Annotated in this window: 15 protein-coding genes and 1 tRNA gene; 11 read left to right on the forward strand and 5 right to left on the reverse strand. The window is 72.5% G+C overall.

Features of this window, described 5'->3' with window-relative positions:
- Positions 1 to 93 precede the first annotated feature (93 nt).
- The 5 genes from BLT76_RS02585 (at position 94) to BLT76_RS02605 (ending at position 4,110) form a co-directional block, all read left to right on the forward strand.
- Positions 94 to 1,008: an ABC transporter ATP-binding protein gene (locus tag BLT76_RS02585; RefSeq protein ID WP_090850845.1), complete on the forward strand. Its 915-nt coding sequence runs from the start codon at positions 94 to 96 to the stop codon at positions 1,006 to 1,008.
- Positions 1,005 to 1,793: an ABC transporter permease subunit gene (locus BLT76_RS02590; protein ID WP_090850427.1), complete on the forward strand. Its 789-nt coding sequence runs from the start codon at positions 1,005 to 1,007 to the stop codon at positions 1,791 to 1,793. The genes BLT76_RS02585 and BLT76_RS02590 overlap by 4 nt, the downstream gene beginning before the upstream one ends.
- 75 nt (positions 1,794 to 1,868) lie before the next feature.
- Entirely contained in the window at positions 1,869 to 2,654 is a 786-nt protein-coding gene (locus BLT76_RS02595; protein WP_090850429.1) for an SGNH/GDSL hydrolase family protein, read from the forward strand.
- A 10-nt stretch (positions 2,655 to 2,664) separates the two neighbouring features.
- Positions 2,665 to 3,396, forward strand: a complete 732-nt coding sequence (rph, locus tag BLT76_RS02600) for a ribonuclease PH (RefSeq protein WP_090850847.1) — start codon at positions 2,665 to 2,667, stop codon at positions 3,394 to 3,396.
- A 150-nt stretch (positions 3,397 to 3,546) separates the two neighbouring features.
- A complete protein-coding gene (locus BLT76_RS02605) occupies positions 3,547 to 4,110 on the forward strand; it encodes a non-canonical purine NTP pyrophosphatase (RefSeq protein WP_218856269.1) in 564 nt (187 codons plus the stop codon).
- Here the strand turns inward: BLT76_RS02605 and BLT76_RS02610 are convergent.
- A complete protein-coding gene (locus tag BLT76_RS02610) occupies positions 4,061 to 4,942 on the reverse strand; it encodes a bile acid:sodium symporter family protein (protein WP_090850431.1) in 882 nt (293 codons plus the stop codon). The genes BLT76_RS02605 and BLT76_RS02610 overlap by 50 nt on opposite strands.
- Before the next feature lie 66 nt (positions 4,943 to 5,008).
- Between BLT76_RS02610 and BLT76_RS02615 the strand changes: the two genes are divergently transcribed.
- Positions 5,009 to 5,596: a lysophospholipid acyltransferase family protein gene (locus tag BLT76_RS02615; RefSeq protein ID WP_090850852.1), complete on the forward strand. Its 588-nt coding sequence runs from the start codon at positions 5,009 to 5,011 to the stop codon at positions 5,594 to 5,596.
- Between the two features lies 1 nt (position 5,597).
- On the opposite strand, the gene BLT76_RS02620 is transcribed toward BLT76_RS02615, so the two are convergent.
- Positions 5,598 to 5,671: transfer RNA gene (locus tag BLT76_RS02620), tRNA-Leu, on the reverse strand.
- A gap of 72 nt (positions 5,672 to 5,743) precedes the next feature.
- On the opposite strand from BLT76_RS02620, the gene BLT76_RS02625 reads away from it, so the two are divergent.
- Positions 5,744 to 10,612 carry an NAD-glutamate dehydrogenase gene (locus BLT76_RS02625; protein ID WP_090850433.1) on the forward strand — a complete coding sequence of 1,623 codons (4,869 nt, stop codon included), beginning with the start codon at positions 5,744 to 5,746 and terminating at the stop codon, positions 10,610 to 10,612.
- Between the two features lie 61 nt (positions 10,613 to 10,673).
- Here the strand turns inward: BLT76_RS02625 and BLT76_RS02630 are convergent, their stop codons facing one another.
- On the reverse strand, positions 10,674 to 11,321 hold the full coding sequence (locus tag BLT76_RS02630; protein WP_090850435.1) for a hypothetical protein: 648 nt from the start codon (positions 11,319 to 11,321) through the stop codon (positions 10,674 to 10,676).
- Between the two features lie 221 nt (positions 11,322 to 11,542).
- Here BLT76_RS02630 and BLT76_RS02635 point away from each other — a divergent pair, with 221 nt between their 5' ends.
- Genes BLT76_RS02635 through BLT76_RS02650 form a run of 4 tightly spaced genes read left to right on the forward strand, consistent with a single transcriptional unit; the run spans position 11,543 to position 15,750 of the window.
- Complete coding sequence (locus BLT76_RS02635; protein WP_090850437.1) at positions 11,543 to 12,946, forward strand: amidase; 1,404 nt, start codon at positions 11,543 to 11,545, stop codon at positions 12,944 to 12,946.
- A gap of 10 nt (positions 12,947 to 12,956) precedes the next feature.
- Positions 12,957 to 13,790: an ABC transporter ATP-binding protein gene (locus tag BLT76_RS02640; RefSeq protein WP_244509216.1), complete on the forward strand. Its 834-nt coding sequence runs from the start codon at positions 12,957 to 12,959 to the stop codon at positions 13,788 to 13,790.
- On the forward strand, positions 13,787 to 14,866 hold the full coding sequence (locus BLT76_RS02645) for an ABC transporter permease (RefSeq protein ID WP_090850439.1): 1,080 nt from the start codon (positions 13,787 to 13,789) through the stop codon (positions 14,864 to 14,866). Before BLT76_RS02640 ends, BLT76_RS02645 begins: the two co-directional genes overlap by 4 nt.
- A 2-nt stretch (positions 14,867 to 14,868) precedes the next feature.
- Entirely contained in the window at positions 14,869 to 15,750 is an 882-nt protein-coding gene (locus tag BLT76_RS02650) for an SDR family NAD(P)-dependent oxidoreductase (protein ID WP_090850441.1), read from the forward strand.
- Between the two features lie 110 nt (positions 15,751 to 15,860).
- Here the strand turns inward: BLT76_RS02650 and BLT76_RS02655 are convergent, their stop codons facing one another.
- Complete coding sequence (locus tag BLT76_RS02655; protein WP_090850443.1) at positions 15,861 to 16,619, reverse strand: sulfite exporter TauE/SafE family protein; 759 nt, start codon at positions 16,617 to 16,619, stop codon at positions 15,861 to 15,863.
- Positions 16,616 to 17,311, reverse strand: coding sequence for a FadR/GntR family transcriptional regulator (locus BLT76_RS02660; protein ID WP_090850445.1), 696 nt, complete (start codon positions 17,309 to 17,311; stop codon positions 16,616 to 16,618). Before BLT76_RS02660 ends, BLT76_RS02655 begins: the two co-directional genes overlap by 4 nt.
- Positions 17,312 to 17,377 lie beyond the last annotated feature (66 nt).

Genomic DNA, 17,377 nt, shown 5'->3' on the forward strand with positions numbered 1-17,377 from the left:
CCCGCGGTCGTCTTACGCCCCCTCCCTAGGTAGGGGGTCGGGATGGCCGCGCGTCCGATGCGTGCGGCGTCCGGACTCGGGCAGGGTGGGGTCATGATCAACGTCGAAGGACTCACCCGGACGTACGGCGCGTTCACCGCCGTCGACGACGTGAGCTTCGTCTGCCAGCCCGGACGGGTCACCGGATTCCTCGGTCCCAACGGTGCCGGCAAGACGACCACCATGCGCGTCATGGTGGGGCTCACGCCCCCGACCCGAGGTCGCGTCACCATCGGTGGCCACCTCTACTCAGACATCCCCAACCCCGGACGCCACGTCGGCGTCCTGCTCGACGCCTCGGCCCAGCACGCCGGCCGCACCGGCCGCGAGATCCTCACCATCGGCGCCCAGACGATGGGCCTGCCGGCGTCGCGCGTCGACGAGATGCTCGCCCTGGTCTCGCTGTCCGACAACGAGGCCAAGCGCCGGCTGCGCAACTACTCGCTCGGCATGAAGCAGCGCCTCGGCATCGCCCACGCCCTGCTCGGCGACCCGTCGGTGCTCATCCTCGACGAGCCCGCCAACGGCCTCGACCCGGCCGGCATCCGCTGGATGCGCGGCCTGCTGAAGGGGTACGCCGACCGCGGCGGCACGGTGCTGCTCTCCAGCCACCTGCTGCACGAGGTCGAAATCATCGCCGACGAGATGATCCTCATCGGCCGCGGCAAGATCGTGGCTCAGGGCAACAAGCAGCAGCTGCTCGCCGGCAGCACCACCACCTCCACCCTGGTCACCTCGCTGACCAACGACCAGCTGGCCCAGGCCCTGCAGGCCAAGGGCTTCGCGGTGACGCCGGCGGGCGAGGGTCTCAAGGTCGAGGTCGCGCCGGTCGAGGTCGGCCGGGTCGCCGCCGAGCAGCAGATCGTCCTCACCGACCTCCGCTCGGGCGACGGCGGCCTGGAGGACCTGTTCCTCCAGCTGACCTCCGACACCCAGCGCGAGACGCTTCCGGAAGGAGCCCCGGCATGAGCACCACCACCGCGCCCGGCTACATCGACCTCGCCGGCACCGAGAAGGTGCCGCTCAGCCGGCTGGTCAAGGTCGAGGTCCGCAAGGCGCTCGACACCCGTGCCGGCTTCTGGTTCGCCGTCTCGATCGTCGCCCTGGTGCTCGCGGTCGAGGTCATCTTCGCGTTCGCCGCCTCCGACCAGGACCGCACCTTCGAGAACCACCTCGGCATCGCGGGCGCCGTGCTCGGCTACTTCCTGCCGATCCTCATCATCATGCTGGTCACCAGCGAGGCCAGCCAGCGCAACGGGCTGGTGACCTTCACGCTGGAGCCGCGGCGCCCGCGGGTGGTGCTGGCCAAGTTCCTCGCGGGCCTGGTGCTCGCGGTCGCCGTGATGGTGCTGTCGGCCGTGATGGCCGCGGTCGGCATGCTGATCGGACGTGGCGACGAGTGGGGCGTCGACGGCAACCTCGTCTTCAACGGCTTCATCCTCTCCGCCGTGGTGTCGGTGCTGATCGGGTTCGCCATCGCCACCCTGTTGATGAACACCCCGGCCGCGATCGTCGGCTACTTCGCCTACACGCTCATCCTCCCGACCGCGGTCGGGATCCTCTCCGCCCTCAGCGACTGGTTCAACGACCTGGCGCCGTGGATCGAGTTCAACACCGCGCAGACGCCGCTGTTCCAGGGCGACTACACGCCGACCGGCGAGGAGTGGGCGCAGATCGCGACCAGTGGCTTCATCTGGCTGGTCGTCCCGCTGGTGTTCGGCATCCGCCGGCTGCTGCGGATCGAGTTCAAGTAACCCTTCACCGAGGGTTGTCCGACACGACACCTCGTGGCGGCAGGCACGCTCCGTGCCTGCCGCCACGCTGGCGTCATGTACCTGCGGGTGGCCTCCCTCGGTGACAGCTCGACCTTCGGCATCGGTGACCCGGTGCCGCACGCCGTGTCCCCGACCGGCTGGCGCGGGTGGGCCCGGCTGCTCGCGGACGCCCTCGGCACGTCGTACGACGTCTCCTTCTGCAACCTGGCCGTCTCGGGAGCCACGGCGGCGACCGTGCGGACCGGACAGCTCGAGGAGGCGGTCGCGCACCGCCCCGACGTCGCGTCCCTGGTCGTGGGCATCAACGACACGATGCGCTCGACCTGGGACACCCGGCGGGTCCGCGAGGACCTGATGACCTGCGCCGAGGCGCTGCAGTCGACCGGTGCGCTGCTGCTGACCGCGCGCTTCCACGACCATGGCGCCGCGATCGGGTTGCCGGGCGTGTTGCGCCGGCCGATGCTGGCCCGGATCGAGCGGGTCAACGCGGTCTACGACGAGGTGCACGCGACGTACGGCGGGCTCCGGGTCGACCTGGCCGCGCAGCCGGGGATCTTCCGGCGCGAGTCCTGGTCGGTGGACCGGCTGCATCCCTCGGAGCGCGGCCACCGGGCGCTGGCCGGCGCCTTCGCATCGCTCCTGCAGCGCGAGGGCCTGGACTTCGCGTCGCCCTCGCCGGAGCCGTCCGGCGGCTTCGAGCCGAGCTGGCGCCGGGACCTGGCCTGGATGGCCGCCGAGGGCGTGCCCTGGATGGGGCGCCGGGCGCGCGACCTCGCTCCGTGGGCGGTCCGGCTGGCCTGGACCGAGGGCGTGCGAGGGCGTGTCCCCGCCGGCCACTAGCCTGCTGGTCATGACACGCGCCGACGGTCGTAGCGACGACGAGCTCCGCCAGATCACGATCACCCGCAACTGGCTCGACCACGCCGCCGGCTCGGTGCTGGTCGAGTTCGGCCGCACCCGCGTCCTGTGCGCCGCGTCCGCCTCGGAGGGCGTGCCGCGCTGGCGCAAGGGCTCGGGCCTGGGCTGGGTGACGGCGGAGTACGCCATGCTCCCTGCGTCCACCAACACCCGCTCCGACCGCGAGTCGGTCAAGGGTCGGATCGGCGGCCGCACCCACGAGATCAGCCGGCTGATCGGCCGCTCGCTGCGCGCGGTCGTCGACTACCAGGCGCTCGGCGAGAACACCATCCAGCTCGACTGCGACGTCCTCCAGGCCGACGGCGGCACCCGCACCGCCGCGATCACCGGCGCGTACGTCGCCCTCGCCGACGCCGTCGCCCACCTCCGCTCGACCGGCGCGCTCAAGGGCGAGCCGCTGACCGGCTCGGTCGCCGCCGTCAGCGTCGGCATCATCGACGGCGTCCCGCGCCTCGACCTCCCCTACGAGGAGGACGTGCGCGCCGAGACCGACATGAACATCGTGATGACCGGCGACGGCAAGTTCATCGAGGTGCAGGGCACCGCCGAGGGCGCGGCCTTCGACCGGGCCGAGCTCGACGCGCTGCTCGCGCTCGGCGAGAAGGGCTGCGCCGACCTCACCCGCCTCCAGCAGAACGCGCTGGGCGTCTCGGTGGTCGAGTAGTGAGCGCCAGCGAACGTCGGGCTCTGTCGGTGGTCGAGTAGTGAGCGCCAGCGAACGTCGGGCTCTGTCGGTGGTCGAGTAGTGAGCGCCAGCGAACGTATCGAGACCCGGATCCACCTCGCCTCCCGCAACGCCAAGAAGCTCGCCGAGATGGAGCGCATCCTCGCCACGCACCTGCCCGGCGCGAGCGTCGTCGGCCTCGACGACGTCCCGGCGTACGACGAGCCGGTCGAGGACGAGCCGACCTTCGAGGGCAACGCGCTGCTGAAGGCCCGCGCGGGCTTCGCGGCCACCGGACTGCCGTCGGTCGCCGACGACAGCGGCCTGTGCGTCGACGCGCTCAACGGCATGCCCGGCGTGCTCTCCGCCCGCTGGTCCGGCCCGCCCAAGAGCGACGAGCGCAACAACCGGCTGCTGCTCGACCAGCTCGCCGACGTGCCCGACGAGCGCCGTACGGCGTACTTCACCTGCGCGGTCGCGTTCGTGCACGCCGGCGGCGAGCTGGTCGTGCACGGCCGGATGGACGGCACCGTGGTCCGCGAGGTGCGGGGGAGCGGCGGGTTCGGCTACGACGTGCTGTTCGTGGCCGACGACCACCCGGGCCTCACGACCGCGGAGCTGTCCCGCGAGGACAAGGACGCCATCTCCCACCGGGGCAAGGCGCTCAGGGAACTGGCACCTCTGCTGGCCCGGCAGCTCGGATCCGCCGGCTGATCAGCGTCCCCCAGACGGCGGCGAGCACGAACATGAAGACCGAGTAGACCGCCGCCGGCACCGAGATCTCGGTGTTGTCCAGCACCTCGACCGCGACGTAGATCGCCAGCGTGCCGTTGTGCACGCCGATCTCCATCGACGAGGCGATGGCCTGCTCCTCGCGGATGCCGAACGCGCGCGGGACGACGTACCCGATCACCAGGCTGGCGGCGCAGAACAGGCCGGCGGCCAGGCCGACGTCGGCGAGGTAGTCGCCGACGTTCTCACGCTGGTCGAGCAGGATGCCGAGGACCAACACGGCCAGGATGACCGCGGACCCGGTGCGCACCGGGCGGTCCATCCGCTCGGCGAAGGCCGCCTTCCGGGCGCGGACCAGCATGCCAAGGCCCACCGGCACCAGCACCACGGCGAAGACCTCGACCACCTTGCCGAACTGCAGGTCGACGGTCTCGCCCTGGTCGTAGTGGGCGATGGCCAGGTTGGTGATGATCGGCAGGGACACGATGGCGATCACCGAGTTGATCGCGGTGAGCGTGACGTTGAGCGCGACGTCGCCGCGGAAGAGGTGGCTGTAGAGGTTGGCGCTGGTCCCGCCCGGGGAGGCGGCGAGCAGCATCATGCCGATGGCCAGCAGCGGGGGCAGGTCGAGCAGCTTGACCAGCCCGAAGCAGAGCGCCGGCAGCAGCAGCAGCTGGCAGCCCAGCGCGACGGCCACCGCGCGCGGGTGCCGCCCGACGCGCCGGAAGTCGTCGGGGGTGAGCGAGAGCCCGAGTCCGAACATGATGATCGCGAGCGCCAGGGGCAGCCCGACCGTGGTGAGCGCGGAGTCCATGGCGGGACGGTAGTGGATCGGACGTGACGGGCGTCACCACTTCCCGTGGACCGCTACGTTCACGGGGTGAACCGACACTTCCTGGTCCGTCGTACCTTCGCGCGGGTGGCGCTGCGCCTCACGGGCTGGAAGACGGTCGGCACCGTCCCGAGCAAGGGCATCCTCGTCGGCGCCCCGCACACCTCGAACTGGGACTGGGTGCTCACGATGCTCCTGGCCTGGGACAACAGCGTGCAGATCCGGCTGTTGGTCAAGGACTCCTTCTTCAAGGGGCCGGTCGGCCCCTTCATGCGGGCCACCGGCGCCGTCGAGCTGGATCGGACGAATCCCGGCGCGACGATCCGCGCCCTGCTCGCCGACTCCGAGACCGACGAGACCTTCCTGCTCGGCATCGCCGCGGAGGGCACGCGCAGCAAGGGCGAGTACTGGAAGTCCGGCTTCTACCGGATCTCCCAGCAGACCGGCATCCCGGTCACCCTGGCCTTCCTCGACGCGCCCTCGAAGACCGTCGGGTGGGGCCCGACCTTCGACCTGACCGGCGACGTGCGCGCCGACATGGACACCATCCGCGCGTTCTACGCCGACAAGACCGGCATCAAGCCGGAGGGTACGACGCTCCCGCGGCTCCGCGAGGAGGACCGCGCGAGCGACTGAGTGCGCCCGGAGAGACTCGAACTCTCACTGGCCAGGACCTAAACCTGGTGCCTCTACCCATTGGGCTACGGGCGCCTGAGACGCGTGAAGTCTAGGGTCGACGCCCCGGCTCTTGGTGCGCCGCCCACCGGGGTCTACGGTCGGAGCGTGTCAACGGCGACGCAGGTGGACAAGTCCGAGCTCCTCGAGAAGGCGACCGCGCTGGCGCGGTCCGGGACGGGGTCGGGAGGCCCACCCCACGACCGGGTGGGGGAGCTGCTGCGGGCCTACTACCGGCACGTCGCGCCCGAGGACCTCGTCGACCGCACCGACGTCGACGTGTACGGCGCCTTCGCCTCCCACCACCGGCTCGCGGGCCAGCGGCCGCAGGGCACCGCGCAGGTGCGGGTGCTCACCCCGACCCTGGGGGAGGAGGGCTGGTCGGCCGGCGGCCACTCGGTGGTCGAGGTCGTCGTCGACGACATGCCCTTCCTCGTCGACTCGCTGACCATGGAGCTCTCCCGGCAGCTGCGCGACGTGCACGTGGTCGTGCACCCGCACTTCGACGTCGAGCGCGACATCACCGGCGAGCTGCAGGCGGTGCACGTGATCGACGACGGCTCGCTCGAGCCGCACGAGGGCACGATCCGCGAGTCCTGGATGCACGTCGAGATCGGCCGGGTGCCCGAGGGCGAGGACCTCGACGCGATGGTCGAGCACGTCCACCAGGTGCTGCGCGACGTCCGGGAGGCGACCGAGGACTGGCCGCGCACCCGGGCCCGGATGCTGGAGATCGTCGAGGAGCTCGGCGACGCCGCGCCCGCCGGCGTCGGTGCCGAGGAGGTCCGGCAGGCGCGCGAGCTGCTGACCTGGCTGACCGAGGAGCACTACACGTTCCTGGGCTACCGCGAGTACGAGCTCACCGCCGACGACCACCTGCAGGGCGTGCCCGGCACCGGGCTCGGCATCCTGCGTGACGACCCCGACCTCTCCCAGAGCACCCAGCTGCCCGAGAAGGTGCGCGACAAGGCCCGCGAGCCGAGCCTGCTGGTGCTGGCCAAGGCCAACTCGCGGGCGACCGTGCACCGCCCGGCGTACCTCGACTACGTCGGCGTGAAGACCTTCGACGCCGACGGGAACGTGATCGGCGAGCGCCGCTTCCTCGGCCTGCTCTCGAGCACCGCGTACGCCGAGTCGCTGACCCGGATCCCGCTGCTGCGCGAGCGCGCGGCCGACGTGCTGAAGCGCAGCGGCTTCGACCCGCGCAGCTACGCCGGCCGGGCGCTGATGGACACCCTCGAGACCTACCCCCGCGACGAGCTGTTCCACACGAGCGTCGAGGAGCTCGCCCCGATGGCCGAGGCGGCCATGCACGCCCGCGAGCGCCGCGCCGTGCGCGCGATCATCCGGCGCGACACCTACGGCCGCTACGTCTCGGTGCTGGTCTACCTCCCGCGCGACCGCTACAACACGGGGGTCCGGGAGAAGTTCTCGCAGATCCTCCAGGACCGACTCGGCGCCGAGTCGGTGGAGTTCACCGTCCGCATCAACGAGTCCACGACCGCCCGGGTGCACTTCGTCGCCCACCTGCCGCACGGCGCCCAGATGCCCGAGGTCGACACCGCCGACCTCGAGCGGCGGCTGACCGAGGCGTCCCGCTCCTGGCGCGACGACTTCCTCGGCGCCGTCATCGCCGAGTACGGCGAGGAGGCCGGCTCGGCCCTCGGTCGCCGCTACGTCGACGCGTGGCCCGAGGCCTACAAGGAGGACTTCGCCCCGCGTACGGCGTCGGTCGACCTGGGCCGCCTTGAAGGCATCCGGGGCGACGAGGGCATCGACCTGTCGCTCTACCAGCCGCTGGACGCGGGGCGCGGCGAGGCGCGGCTGAAGGTCTACCGGGTCGGCGAGCCGCTGTCGCTGTCGGCCGTGCTGCCGATGCTGTCGTCGATGGGCGTCGAGGTCGTCGACGAGCGCCCGTACGACCTGGCCGGCGACCCGGGTGGGCGCCGCTCCTTCGTCTACGAGTTCGGCCTGCGCTCGGACCGACAGCTGCCCGAGGAGGCGCGCGGGCTGTTCCAGGACGCCCTGCACGCGGTGTGGGACGGCTTCAACGAGACCGACGGCTTCAACGCGCTGGTGCTGGGCGCCGGGCTGACCTGGCGCCAGGCGACGGTGCTGCGCGCCTACGCCAAGTACATGCGCCAGGGTGGCTCGCCGTTCGCCCTGGACTCGATCCAGGACGCGTTGGCGGCCAACGTCGACATCACCCGGCTGCTGGCGCGGCTCTTCGAGGCCCGCTTCGACCCGGCGGCGGGCGACGATCGGGACGCGGCGCAGGAGGACCTGGTCCGCCGGATCGGCGCCGCCCTCGACGACGTGGCCAGCCTCGACCACGACCGCATCCTGCGCTCCTACCTCGTGCACGTGCGGGCCACGCTGCGGACCAACTACTTCCAGCGGGTCTCCACGGACGGGGCGAGCCGGCCGAAGTCGTACATCTCCTTCAAGCTGGAGCCGTCCCAGATCCCCGACCTGCCGCACCCGCGGCCGAAGTTCGAGATCTTCGTCTACAGCCCCCGCGTCGAGGGCGTGCACCTGCGCTTCGGCTCGGTCGCCCGCGGCGGACTGCGCTGGTCGGACCGGCGCGACGACTTCCGCACCGAGGTGCTCGGCCTGGTCAAGGCCCAGATGGTGAAGAACACCGTGATCGTGCCGGTCGGCGCGAAGGGCGGCTTCTACGCCAAGAACCTCCCGGATCCCTCGGTCGACCGCGACGCCTGGCTGGCCGAGGGCGTGGCCTGCTACCGCACGTTCATCTCCGGCCTGCTCGACCTCACCGACAACCTGGTCGAGGGCGAGACGGTGCCGCCGACCGACGTCGTACGCCACGACGGGGACGACTCCTACCTCGTGGTGGCCGCCGACAAGGGCACCGCGACGTTCTCCGACATCGCCAACGGGGTGGCCCAGGACTACGGCTTCTGGCTCGGTGACGCGTTCGCCAGCGGCGGCTCGGTCGGCTACGACCACAAGGCGATGGGCATCACCGCCCGCGGCGCCTGGGTCTCGGTGCAGCGGCACTTCCGCGAGCGCGGCATCGACTGCCAGGCCGAGGACTTCACCGCGGTCGGCATCGGCGACATGTCCGGCGACGTCTTCGGCAACGGGCTGCTGTGCAGCGAGCACACCCGGCTGGTAGCGGCCTTCGACCACCGCGACATCTTCCTCGACCCGACGCCCGACGCGGCCACGTCGTACGCCGAGCGCCGGCGGCTCTTCGAGCTGCCCCGGTCGAGCTGGCAGGACTACGACCAGGCCCTGATCTCCGAGGGCGGCGGGGTCTTCCCGCGCTCGGCGAAGAAGGTCGCGCTGACGGCGCAGGTCCGCGAGGCGCTGGGGATCGAGGGCGACGTGGAGTCGCTGACCCCGGCCGAGCTGATGCGGGCGATCCTGAAGGCCCCGGTCGACCTGCTCTGGAACGGTGGCATCGGCACCTACGTCAAGGGCGCCGACGAGACCCACGCCGACGCCGGCGACAAGGCCAACGACCCGATCCGCGTCGACGGCGGCGAGCTGCGGGCGGCCTGCGTCGGCGAGGGCGGCAACCTCGGTCTGACCCAGGCCGGCCGGATCGAGTACGCCCGCCAGGGGTGCGGCGGGGCGGGTGGCCGGATCAACACCGACTTCATCGACAACTCCGCCGGCGTCGACACCTCCGACCACGAGGTCAACCTGAAGGTCCTGCTCGACCGGGTGGTCCGCGACGGCGACCTGACCACCAAGCAGCGCAATGCGCTGCTGGCGGAGATGACCGACGAGGTGGCCGGCCTGGTGCTGGCCGACAACTACGAGCAGAACCTGGCGCTCGCCAACGCCCTCGACCACGCGCCGTCGCTGCTGCACGTGCACGAGGAGTTCATGAAGCGCCTCGAGCACGACGGGATCCTCGACCGCGAGGTCGAGGGCCTGCCCCCCAGCCGCGAGGTACGACGCCGCCTCGACCGCGGCGAGGGCCTGACCGCGCCCGAGCTGGCCGTGCTGCTGGCCTGGACCAAGATCGTGCTCGCCGACCAGCTGCTGGCCTCCGACCTGCCCGACGACCCGTACCTCGACCTGGACCTGAAGGGCTACTTCCCGGGGCCCGTCCGCGACGGCTTCCCGGCGCAGGTCGAGGCCCACCCGCTGCGCCGCGAGATCATCGTGACCCAGGTCGTCAACGACCTGGTGAACGGGGCCGGCATGACCTTCTGGCCGCGGCTCTCCGGCGAGACCGGCGCCGACGGGGCCGAGCTGACGCGCGCCAACTTCGTGGCCCGCGAGATCTTCGGCTCGCTGCCGCTGCGTCAGGAGGTGGCGTCGTACGACAACCGGCTCGACGCGGCCGTGCAGACCCGGATGCGGTTGGAGATGCGCACGCTGGTCGAGCGGGCCTCGCGCTGGCTGGTCACCAACCGACGGCCGCCGCTGGACAGCCAGGCCACCGTCGACCAGTTCGCCGGGCTCGTGCAGACGGTGATGACCGAGCTGCCCGAGCTGATGACCGGGCGGGAGCTGGACGCCTACCTCGCCCGGCGCGATCGGCTGGTCGAGCAGCAGGTGCCCGAGGACCTGGCGAGCCGGGTCGCGGTGCTGCCCCCGTCGTACATGCTGCTCGGGGTGGTCGAGAACGCCCAGCGCGAGGACCTCGACCCGCGCGACGTCGCCCGGGTGCACTTCGCGCTGGGGGAGCGGCTCGGGTTGCCGGCCCTGGTGCAGCGGATCCTGGCCCTGCCGCGCGAGGACCGGTGGCAGACCATGGCCCGCGCGGCGCTCCGCGACGACCTGCACGGCGTGCACTCGCAGCTCACGCTCCAGGTGCTCCGGGCGACGCCCGGCGACGAGGCCGCGCCGTCGCGGATCGCGACCTGGGAGGACGGCGACGCGGTCACGGTGGCCCGGGCGACGGGCACGCTCGAGGAGATCTGCGCGGACGACCAGGCCGACCTGGCCCGGATGTCGGTCGGACTCCGGGTCGTGCGCGGGCTGCTCTCGACCTGAGACGCCTCGACCCCCGGACCGCGCGTGCGGTCCGGGGGTCGACGGGCTCGGGAGGGAGCAGTCAGCTCGGGTCGACGCAGACGACGTACGCCGTCAGGTCCTGCGGGTCGAGACCGCTGTGCTTGCCGTCGACCCGCCAGCCGTCGGCGAAGCCCGGCTCCGGGTCGGCGAACAGGAGCGAGTCGCCGCGGATCACCTTCTGCGGGAGGCTGGCCTCGATGCTGGTCGTGGTCGTGGCGGCGTCCGCGAACGCGCCGCCGCCGCCGACCGCGACCTTGCCCGCGGAGCAGGCGACGAACACGGCGCCCTCGCCGTCGGACTCCAGCTCGACGGTCTCGGTGACGACCTCGTAGCCGGCCACGTTCGGAGCGTTCAGCTTGGCCTTCACGCCGGCCCCGAGGTCGCCCTCGGCGACCGTGCCGTCCTGGACGTCCTTGCCGCTCAGGCTGCCGTCCTTGACGTCCGCGCCGGTGAGGCCCTGGTCCTTCACGTCGGCGCCGGTCAGGCTGCGGTCCTTGACGTCCTTGCCCGTGAGGCTGCGGTCCTTGACGTCCTTGCCGGTCAGGCTGCCGTTCTTGACGTCCTTGCCGGTGATCAGGGCGGCCGCGGTCGCGGATCCAGCCATCGCGACCACCAGGAGCACGGCGGCGGCCAGGACGGCCAGTGGGCCGAGGGAGCGGGTCTTCTTCGAGGTGGTGCTGCGGGACATGGTGGGTTCCTCCGGGGTGGTGGGCTTCGGTGGTCCCACCCTCGGCCGGAGGACGTCCCCCGGGCATGAGGGGTGATCCCTCATTCCTGGGGGTGGGGGTCGCCGGCGGCGATAGTCCCCGACGTTCTGCACGCGCGAGCGGTGCAGAGCGTCAGGGACTTTTCGGCGCTCGGCTCCCGACGCTCAGCCGGTCGGCACGGCGCAGCCACTACATTGCGGCCATGACCGACCCCGCGCGCCCCCTCGTCAGGACGGTCGCCGAGACCGTGGCCGCCACGACCGCCGGGACGCTCACCGCCCGGGCTGCCGTCGACGAGTCGCTGGCCCGGATCGCCCGCCTCGACGCCGACCTGAACGCGATGTCGGTGGTGCTGGCCGAGCGGGCGCGCGCCGACGCGGACGCGCTGGACGCGGCGCGGACGGCGGGCGAGCCGGCCGGGCCGTTGCACGGCGTACCCCTCGTCATCAAGGAGGAGGTCGACGTCGAGGGGGCGGTGACGACCTTCGGCGGCGACGCCAACTCGACGCCCGCGGCCGCCGACGCCGAGCTGGTACGACGGCTGCGGGCCGCCGGCGCGGTCGTGGTCGGCAAGACGACGATGCCGGAGTTCGGGGCGTTCCCCTACACGGAGTCGGTGAGCCGCGGCTACACGCGCAATCCGTGGGACCGCAGCCGCACCCCCGGCGGCTCCAGCGGCGGTACGGCGGTCGCGGTCGCCACCGGGATGGTCCCGGCCGGGATCGGCGGCGACGGCGGCGGGTCGATCCGGATCCCGAGCGCGTGCTGCGGGCTCTTCGGCCTCAAGCCCCAGCGCGGCCGGGTGACGACCGCCCCGCACCCGCACCTGTGGTGGGCGCTCGGCACCGCCGGGCCGCTGACGCGCACGGTCTTCGACAGCGCGCTCGTCTACGACGCGATCCGCGGCAACGTGCCCGGCGACCTCTACACCGCGGGGGAGACCGGCAGCTTCGTCGAGGCGGCCCGCCGCGAGCCCGGCCGGCTGCGGATCGGCTGGTCGACGAAGGCCGTCTCGCTCGGCGTCAGGCCCGACCCCGTCCACGTGCGGGCCGTCCGGGACACCGCCCGGCTGCTCACCGACCTGGGCCACGACGTGCGCGAGGTGGACCCGCGCTACCCCGACCCGACCACCGCGTTCATCCCGCAGTTCTTCGCCGGCATCCGCACCGAGGCCGACGGGATGGAGCACTTCGCGCGGCTGGAGCGCCGTACCCGGCAGTCGTACCGGCTCGGCTCGTGGGTCACCCCGCGGGTGCGCGACTGGGCGCTGCGCCAGACCGAGAAGGTGTCCGCGAAGGCCGACCGGGTCTTCCAGGACGCCGACGTGCTGCTCACGCCCGCCATCGCCCACCGGCCGCCGCCGGTCGGGATCCTCGACGGCCGTGGCACCGTCCGGTCCAGCCTGGCCTCGATGCCCGCGATCGCCTACGCCGCGCTCTGGAACGTCGCCGGCAACCCCGCCGCCAGCCTCCCGTGCGGCCTGGCCGACGACGGGCTGCCGGTGGCCGTCCAGCTGGTCGGCCCGACCGACGGCGAGCCGGTGCTGCTGAGCCTGGCGGCCCAGGTCGAGGCGGCGCGGCCCTGGCCGCTCGTGGCTCCTGAGTAGGGTCGCCTGCGTGGCAGCGATCGAGGTCGTCGACCTCTCCATGACGTACGGCGACCTGCGGGCCGTCGACGCCGTCAGCCTGGAGGTCGCCGAGGGCGAGTTCGTCGGCATCCTCGGCCCCAACGGCGCCGGCAAGACCACCCTGCTGGAGATGGTCGAGGGGCTGCGCGAGCCCGACTCGGGCAGGGCGACGGTGCTGGGGATGCCGGTCTGGCCGCGCAACGCGGGCCTGCTGCCGCGGATCGGCGTCCAGCTGCAGGCGTCCGCCTTCTTCGAGCGGCTGACCGCGCGCGAGCAGCTGCACACCTTCGCGGCCCTGTACGCCGTACCCGTGCGCGAGGCGGACGACTGGCTCGAGCGGGTGGGGCTGGTGGAGAAGGCCGACACCCGGGTCGAGGACCTCTCCGGCGGGCAGGCGCAGCGGCTGTCGATCGCCTGCGCGCTGGTGCACGACCCGGAGCTGGTGTTCCTCGACGAGCCGACGGCCGCACTCGACCCGCAGGCCCGCCGCAACCTCTGGGACCTGCTGTCCGGCCTGAACGACTCCGGCCGCACCGTGGTGCTGACGACGCACTACATGGACGAGGCCGAGGTGCTCTGCGACCGGGTGGCGATCATGGACGCCGGCGCGATCCTGCGCTTCGACACCCCGGACGCGCTGATCCGCGGCCTGGACGCCCCGACCCGGATCCTGCTCGCCGACGGCGAGGTGCTCACGACCCGCGACCCGGCCCAGGAGATCGCCCGGCTCGCCGACGAGCACCGCCTCGACGGGATCCGGGTGCAGACCGGCACGCTCGAGGACGTCTTCCTCGACCTGACCGGGCGGGAGTACCGCGCATGAGGTCACCCCGCACGAGAGGCCCGTTCCTCGCCCTGTCCCTGGCGATCGTCAAGGGCTTCGTGCGCGACAAGGCGTCGGTCTTCTTCGCGCTGATCTTCCCGCTGATGTTCCTGGTCCTCTTCGGCGGGCTCTTCGGGGACCAGACCCAGTCGAAGGTCGAGCTGGTCCAGGTCGGTCAGGTCGCCCTCCTCGACGAGATGTCCGACGGTGCCCGCGGCGCGTTCGACGAGACCTTCGACGTCGAGGAGTCCGACGACCTGGCGGCCGCGCTCGAGAAGGTCCGCAAGGGCGACGCGGACGTGGCGATCGAGATGCGGGGCGACACGATCGTCGCCCACTACACGCAGACCGACCAGGTGAAGGCCGCGGTCACCCAGGGCGCCCTACAGGCGTTCGTCGACGGCACCAACGTCGCGCTGTCCGGACAGCCGCCGCGGTTCTCGCTCGAGACGGAGCGGGTCGAGGACGACTCGCTGTCCACCATCCAGTTCGTGACCCCCGGCCTGCTCGGCTGGGCGGTGGCGATGAGCGCGGCCTTCGGGGCCGCGGCCACCCTGCAGGGCTGGCGGCAGTCCAAGCTGCTGCGCCGGCTGCAGCTCGCCCCGGTCTCGACCCGCACCGTCGTCGGCGCCCGGGTCACCGTCACCCTGCTGATCGCGCTGGTGCAGACGGCCATCTTCATCGGCCTCGGCGCGGCCGCGTTCGGCCTCACCCTGACCGGCTCGTGGTGGATGTCGGTCCCGCTGCTCGTCGTCGGCACCCTCTGCTTCATGGCCCTCGGGCTGCTGGCCGGCGCGATCACCACCACGACGGAGGGCGCGGTCAACGCGGCCAACTTCATGGTGCTCCCGATGGCCTTCCTGAGCGGCTCGTTCTTCCCCCTCGACGCCGCCCCGCAGTGGCTGCAGACCTTCTCGCAGGTGCTGCCGCTCCGGCACCTCAACGAGGGGATGCTCGACGTCATGGTGCGCGGCGAGGGCCCCTCCGCGGCCCTGTGGCCGATCGCCGTGCTGGCCGGCTTCGCCCTCGTCGTGACCCTCGTCGCGGCGCGGCTGTTCCGGTGGGAGACCACCTGACGATGGGACTGCTCTGGGTCACCCCGCAGGCACGGGTACGGCGGATCCTCGGTCGCCCGAGCCCGCTCGCCGGCCGGACCGTCCTGGTCACCGGCGCCAGCTCCGGCATCGGCGAGGCGACCGCGCTGGCCGTCGCCCGGCGCGGCGCCCGGGTGCTGCTGGTCGCCCGGCGCGCCGATCAGCTGGAGCGGGTGCGGTCCGCGATCGAGGCGGCGGGCGGGCGGGCGTCGTCGTACGCCTGCGACCTGACCGACGGCGCCGCCGTCGACGCGCTGGTGGCGCAGGTCGGCCCGGTCGACTACCTCGTCAACAACGCCGGCCGCTCCATCCGCCGCTCGCTGCACCTGTCCTACGACCGCTTCCACGACGTCGAGCGCACGACCGCGATCAACTTCCTCGCCCCGGTCCGGCTGACCCTGGGCCTGCTGCCGGCGATGCGGGCGCAGGGCTTCGGGCACGTGGTCAACGTCGTGACCTGGGGCGTGCAGCTGAAGGCACCGAAGTTCTCCGCCTACATCGCCTCTAAGACCGCCCTCGACACCTGGAGCCGGATCGCCGGCCGCGAGACGTACTCCGACGGCGTCACCTTCACCAACCTCCGCTTCGCGCTGGTGCGGACCGCGATGACCGCGCCCACCGAGGCGTACGCCGGCCGCGGGGCCACCGCCGAGCAGGCCGCGGACCGCGTCGTACGGGCTCTGGAGGACCGGCCGATCACCGTCGACACCCTGGCCGGGCGGGTCGGCGAGGTGCTCAACCTGGTCGCGCCGCGGGCCAGCGACGCGCTGTTCTCGCGCTTCGACCGCCGCTTCCCGGACTCGCGGGCGGCCAGCCAGCCGACCCGGCCCGACGCCGCACCGGGCTCGCCGACGCCGCTGCGCTGAGGGGCCGCCACGGGGGCCCTCTCGGCCCTTCCCGGACGTTCCCGGGGGATGCTTCGCCCAGGAACGTCCTAGTTACCCGGGGATCCGGGTAACTAGGACACCGCCCCGCCTCAGCCCAGCATCGCCACCGCAGCGACCACCCCGGCGACTACGATGAGCGACCGCAGCAGCAGCGGCGGCAGGTGCCGGCTGATCCGGGCGCCGGCGTACCCGCCGATGACCGAGCCGACGGCGAGGAGGGCCACGATCGCCCAGTCGACGTCGGCGACGACGGCGAAGATGAGCGCCGCGACGATCTTGCCCGCGAGGATCGCCAGCGTCTTCAGGGCGTTGACGATGCGCAGCTCGAGGTCGGTGCCGAACCCGAGGACGGCGACCATCATCACGCCCGCGCCGGCGCCGAAGTAGCCGCCGTAGATCCCGACCAGGGTCGCGAAGAAGGTCGTGACGGGGGACAGTCGCGTGCGTGGCTCGGCGTCCTCCTGCCCGCGGCGGAGCACCTTGCTGATCGTGGGCTGGGCGCCGACGAGCAGGCAGGTGAACAGGATCAGGTAGGGGACGACCGACTCGAAGACCCCGGCCGGGAGGGCCAGCAGGAGGACCGCCCCGAGCACCGACCCGACCAGCCCCGTCACGAGGATCACCGTGGTCACCCCGGGGTGCTCGCGCAGCTCGCTGCGGAAGCCGAACGAGCCGCTGAGCCCGGCGGGGGTCAGGCCGATCGTGTTGGACACGTTCGCCGTGACCGGCGGTACGCCGAGGGTGATCAGCACCGGGAAGCTGGCCAGGGACGCGACCCCGACCGAGGAGGTCAGGGCGCCGCCCAGCAGACCGGCGGCGAGGACGGCGAGCTGCTCCAGGCCGCTCACGGGGCCTCGCGCAGCACGGCCACGTCGCTGACCATCTCGACGTGCGCGTGCATCGCGGCCGCGGCGGCCGACGGGTCCTGCGCGCGGATCGCGTCGGCGATGGCGCGGTGGCCCGCGAGCGAGTTCTGCGGCCGGCCGGGCTGGGAGAGCGACTCGATCCGGGTCTCCTTCACCAGGTCGCTGATCTCGCCCATCAACCGGGCCAGCAGCAGGGAGTGGGCGGCGGCCGTGACGGCGCCGTGGAAGCGCTCGTCGCCTTCGACCCCCCGGCCGCCGGCCTCGATGTCGGCCGCCATGGCCTCGAGGGCGTCGTCGATGCGCGCCAGGTCCTCGTCGGTACGACGGACCGCGGCCAGGCTCGCGATCTTCGTCTCCAGGGCGTCGCGGGTCTCGATCACCTCGGGCAGCCGGTCGGCGTGCGCGCGGATCGCCTCGACGATCCGGTGCTGGCCCGGCGAGGCCTCGGTGAGCACGGTGCCGTCGCCGTGCCGGACCACGACCACGCCGATCACCTCCAGCGCGACGAGCGCCTGGCTGAGGGTGGCCCGGCTGACGCCGAGCCGGGTCGCGAGCTCGCGCTCCGGTGGCAGCTTGTCGCCGGGCCGCAGCCCGCTGGCCTCGACCCAGGCGGTGATCTGGCCGGCGACCTGCTCGTAGAGGCGGGTACGGGGCAGACGGGGGAGCTCGGACATGGCGGCATGTTATTGACAGATTGGCCCATTGGGCTATTGGCTAGGCCACTGATCCACTACGGACCG

Source organism: Nocardioides lianchengensis (genome assembly GCF_900101465.1).
Lineage (GTDB): Bacteria > Actinomycetota > Actinomycetes > Propionibacteriales > Nocardioidaceae > Nocardioides > Nocardioides lianchengensis.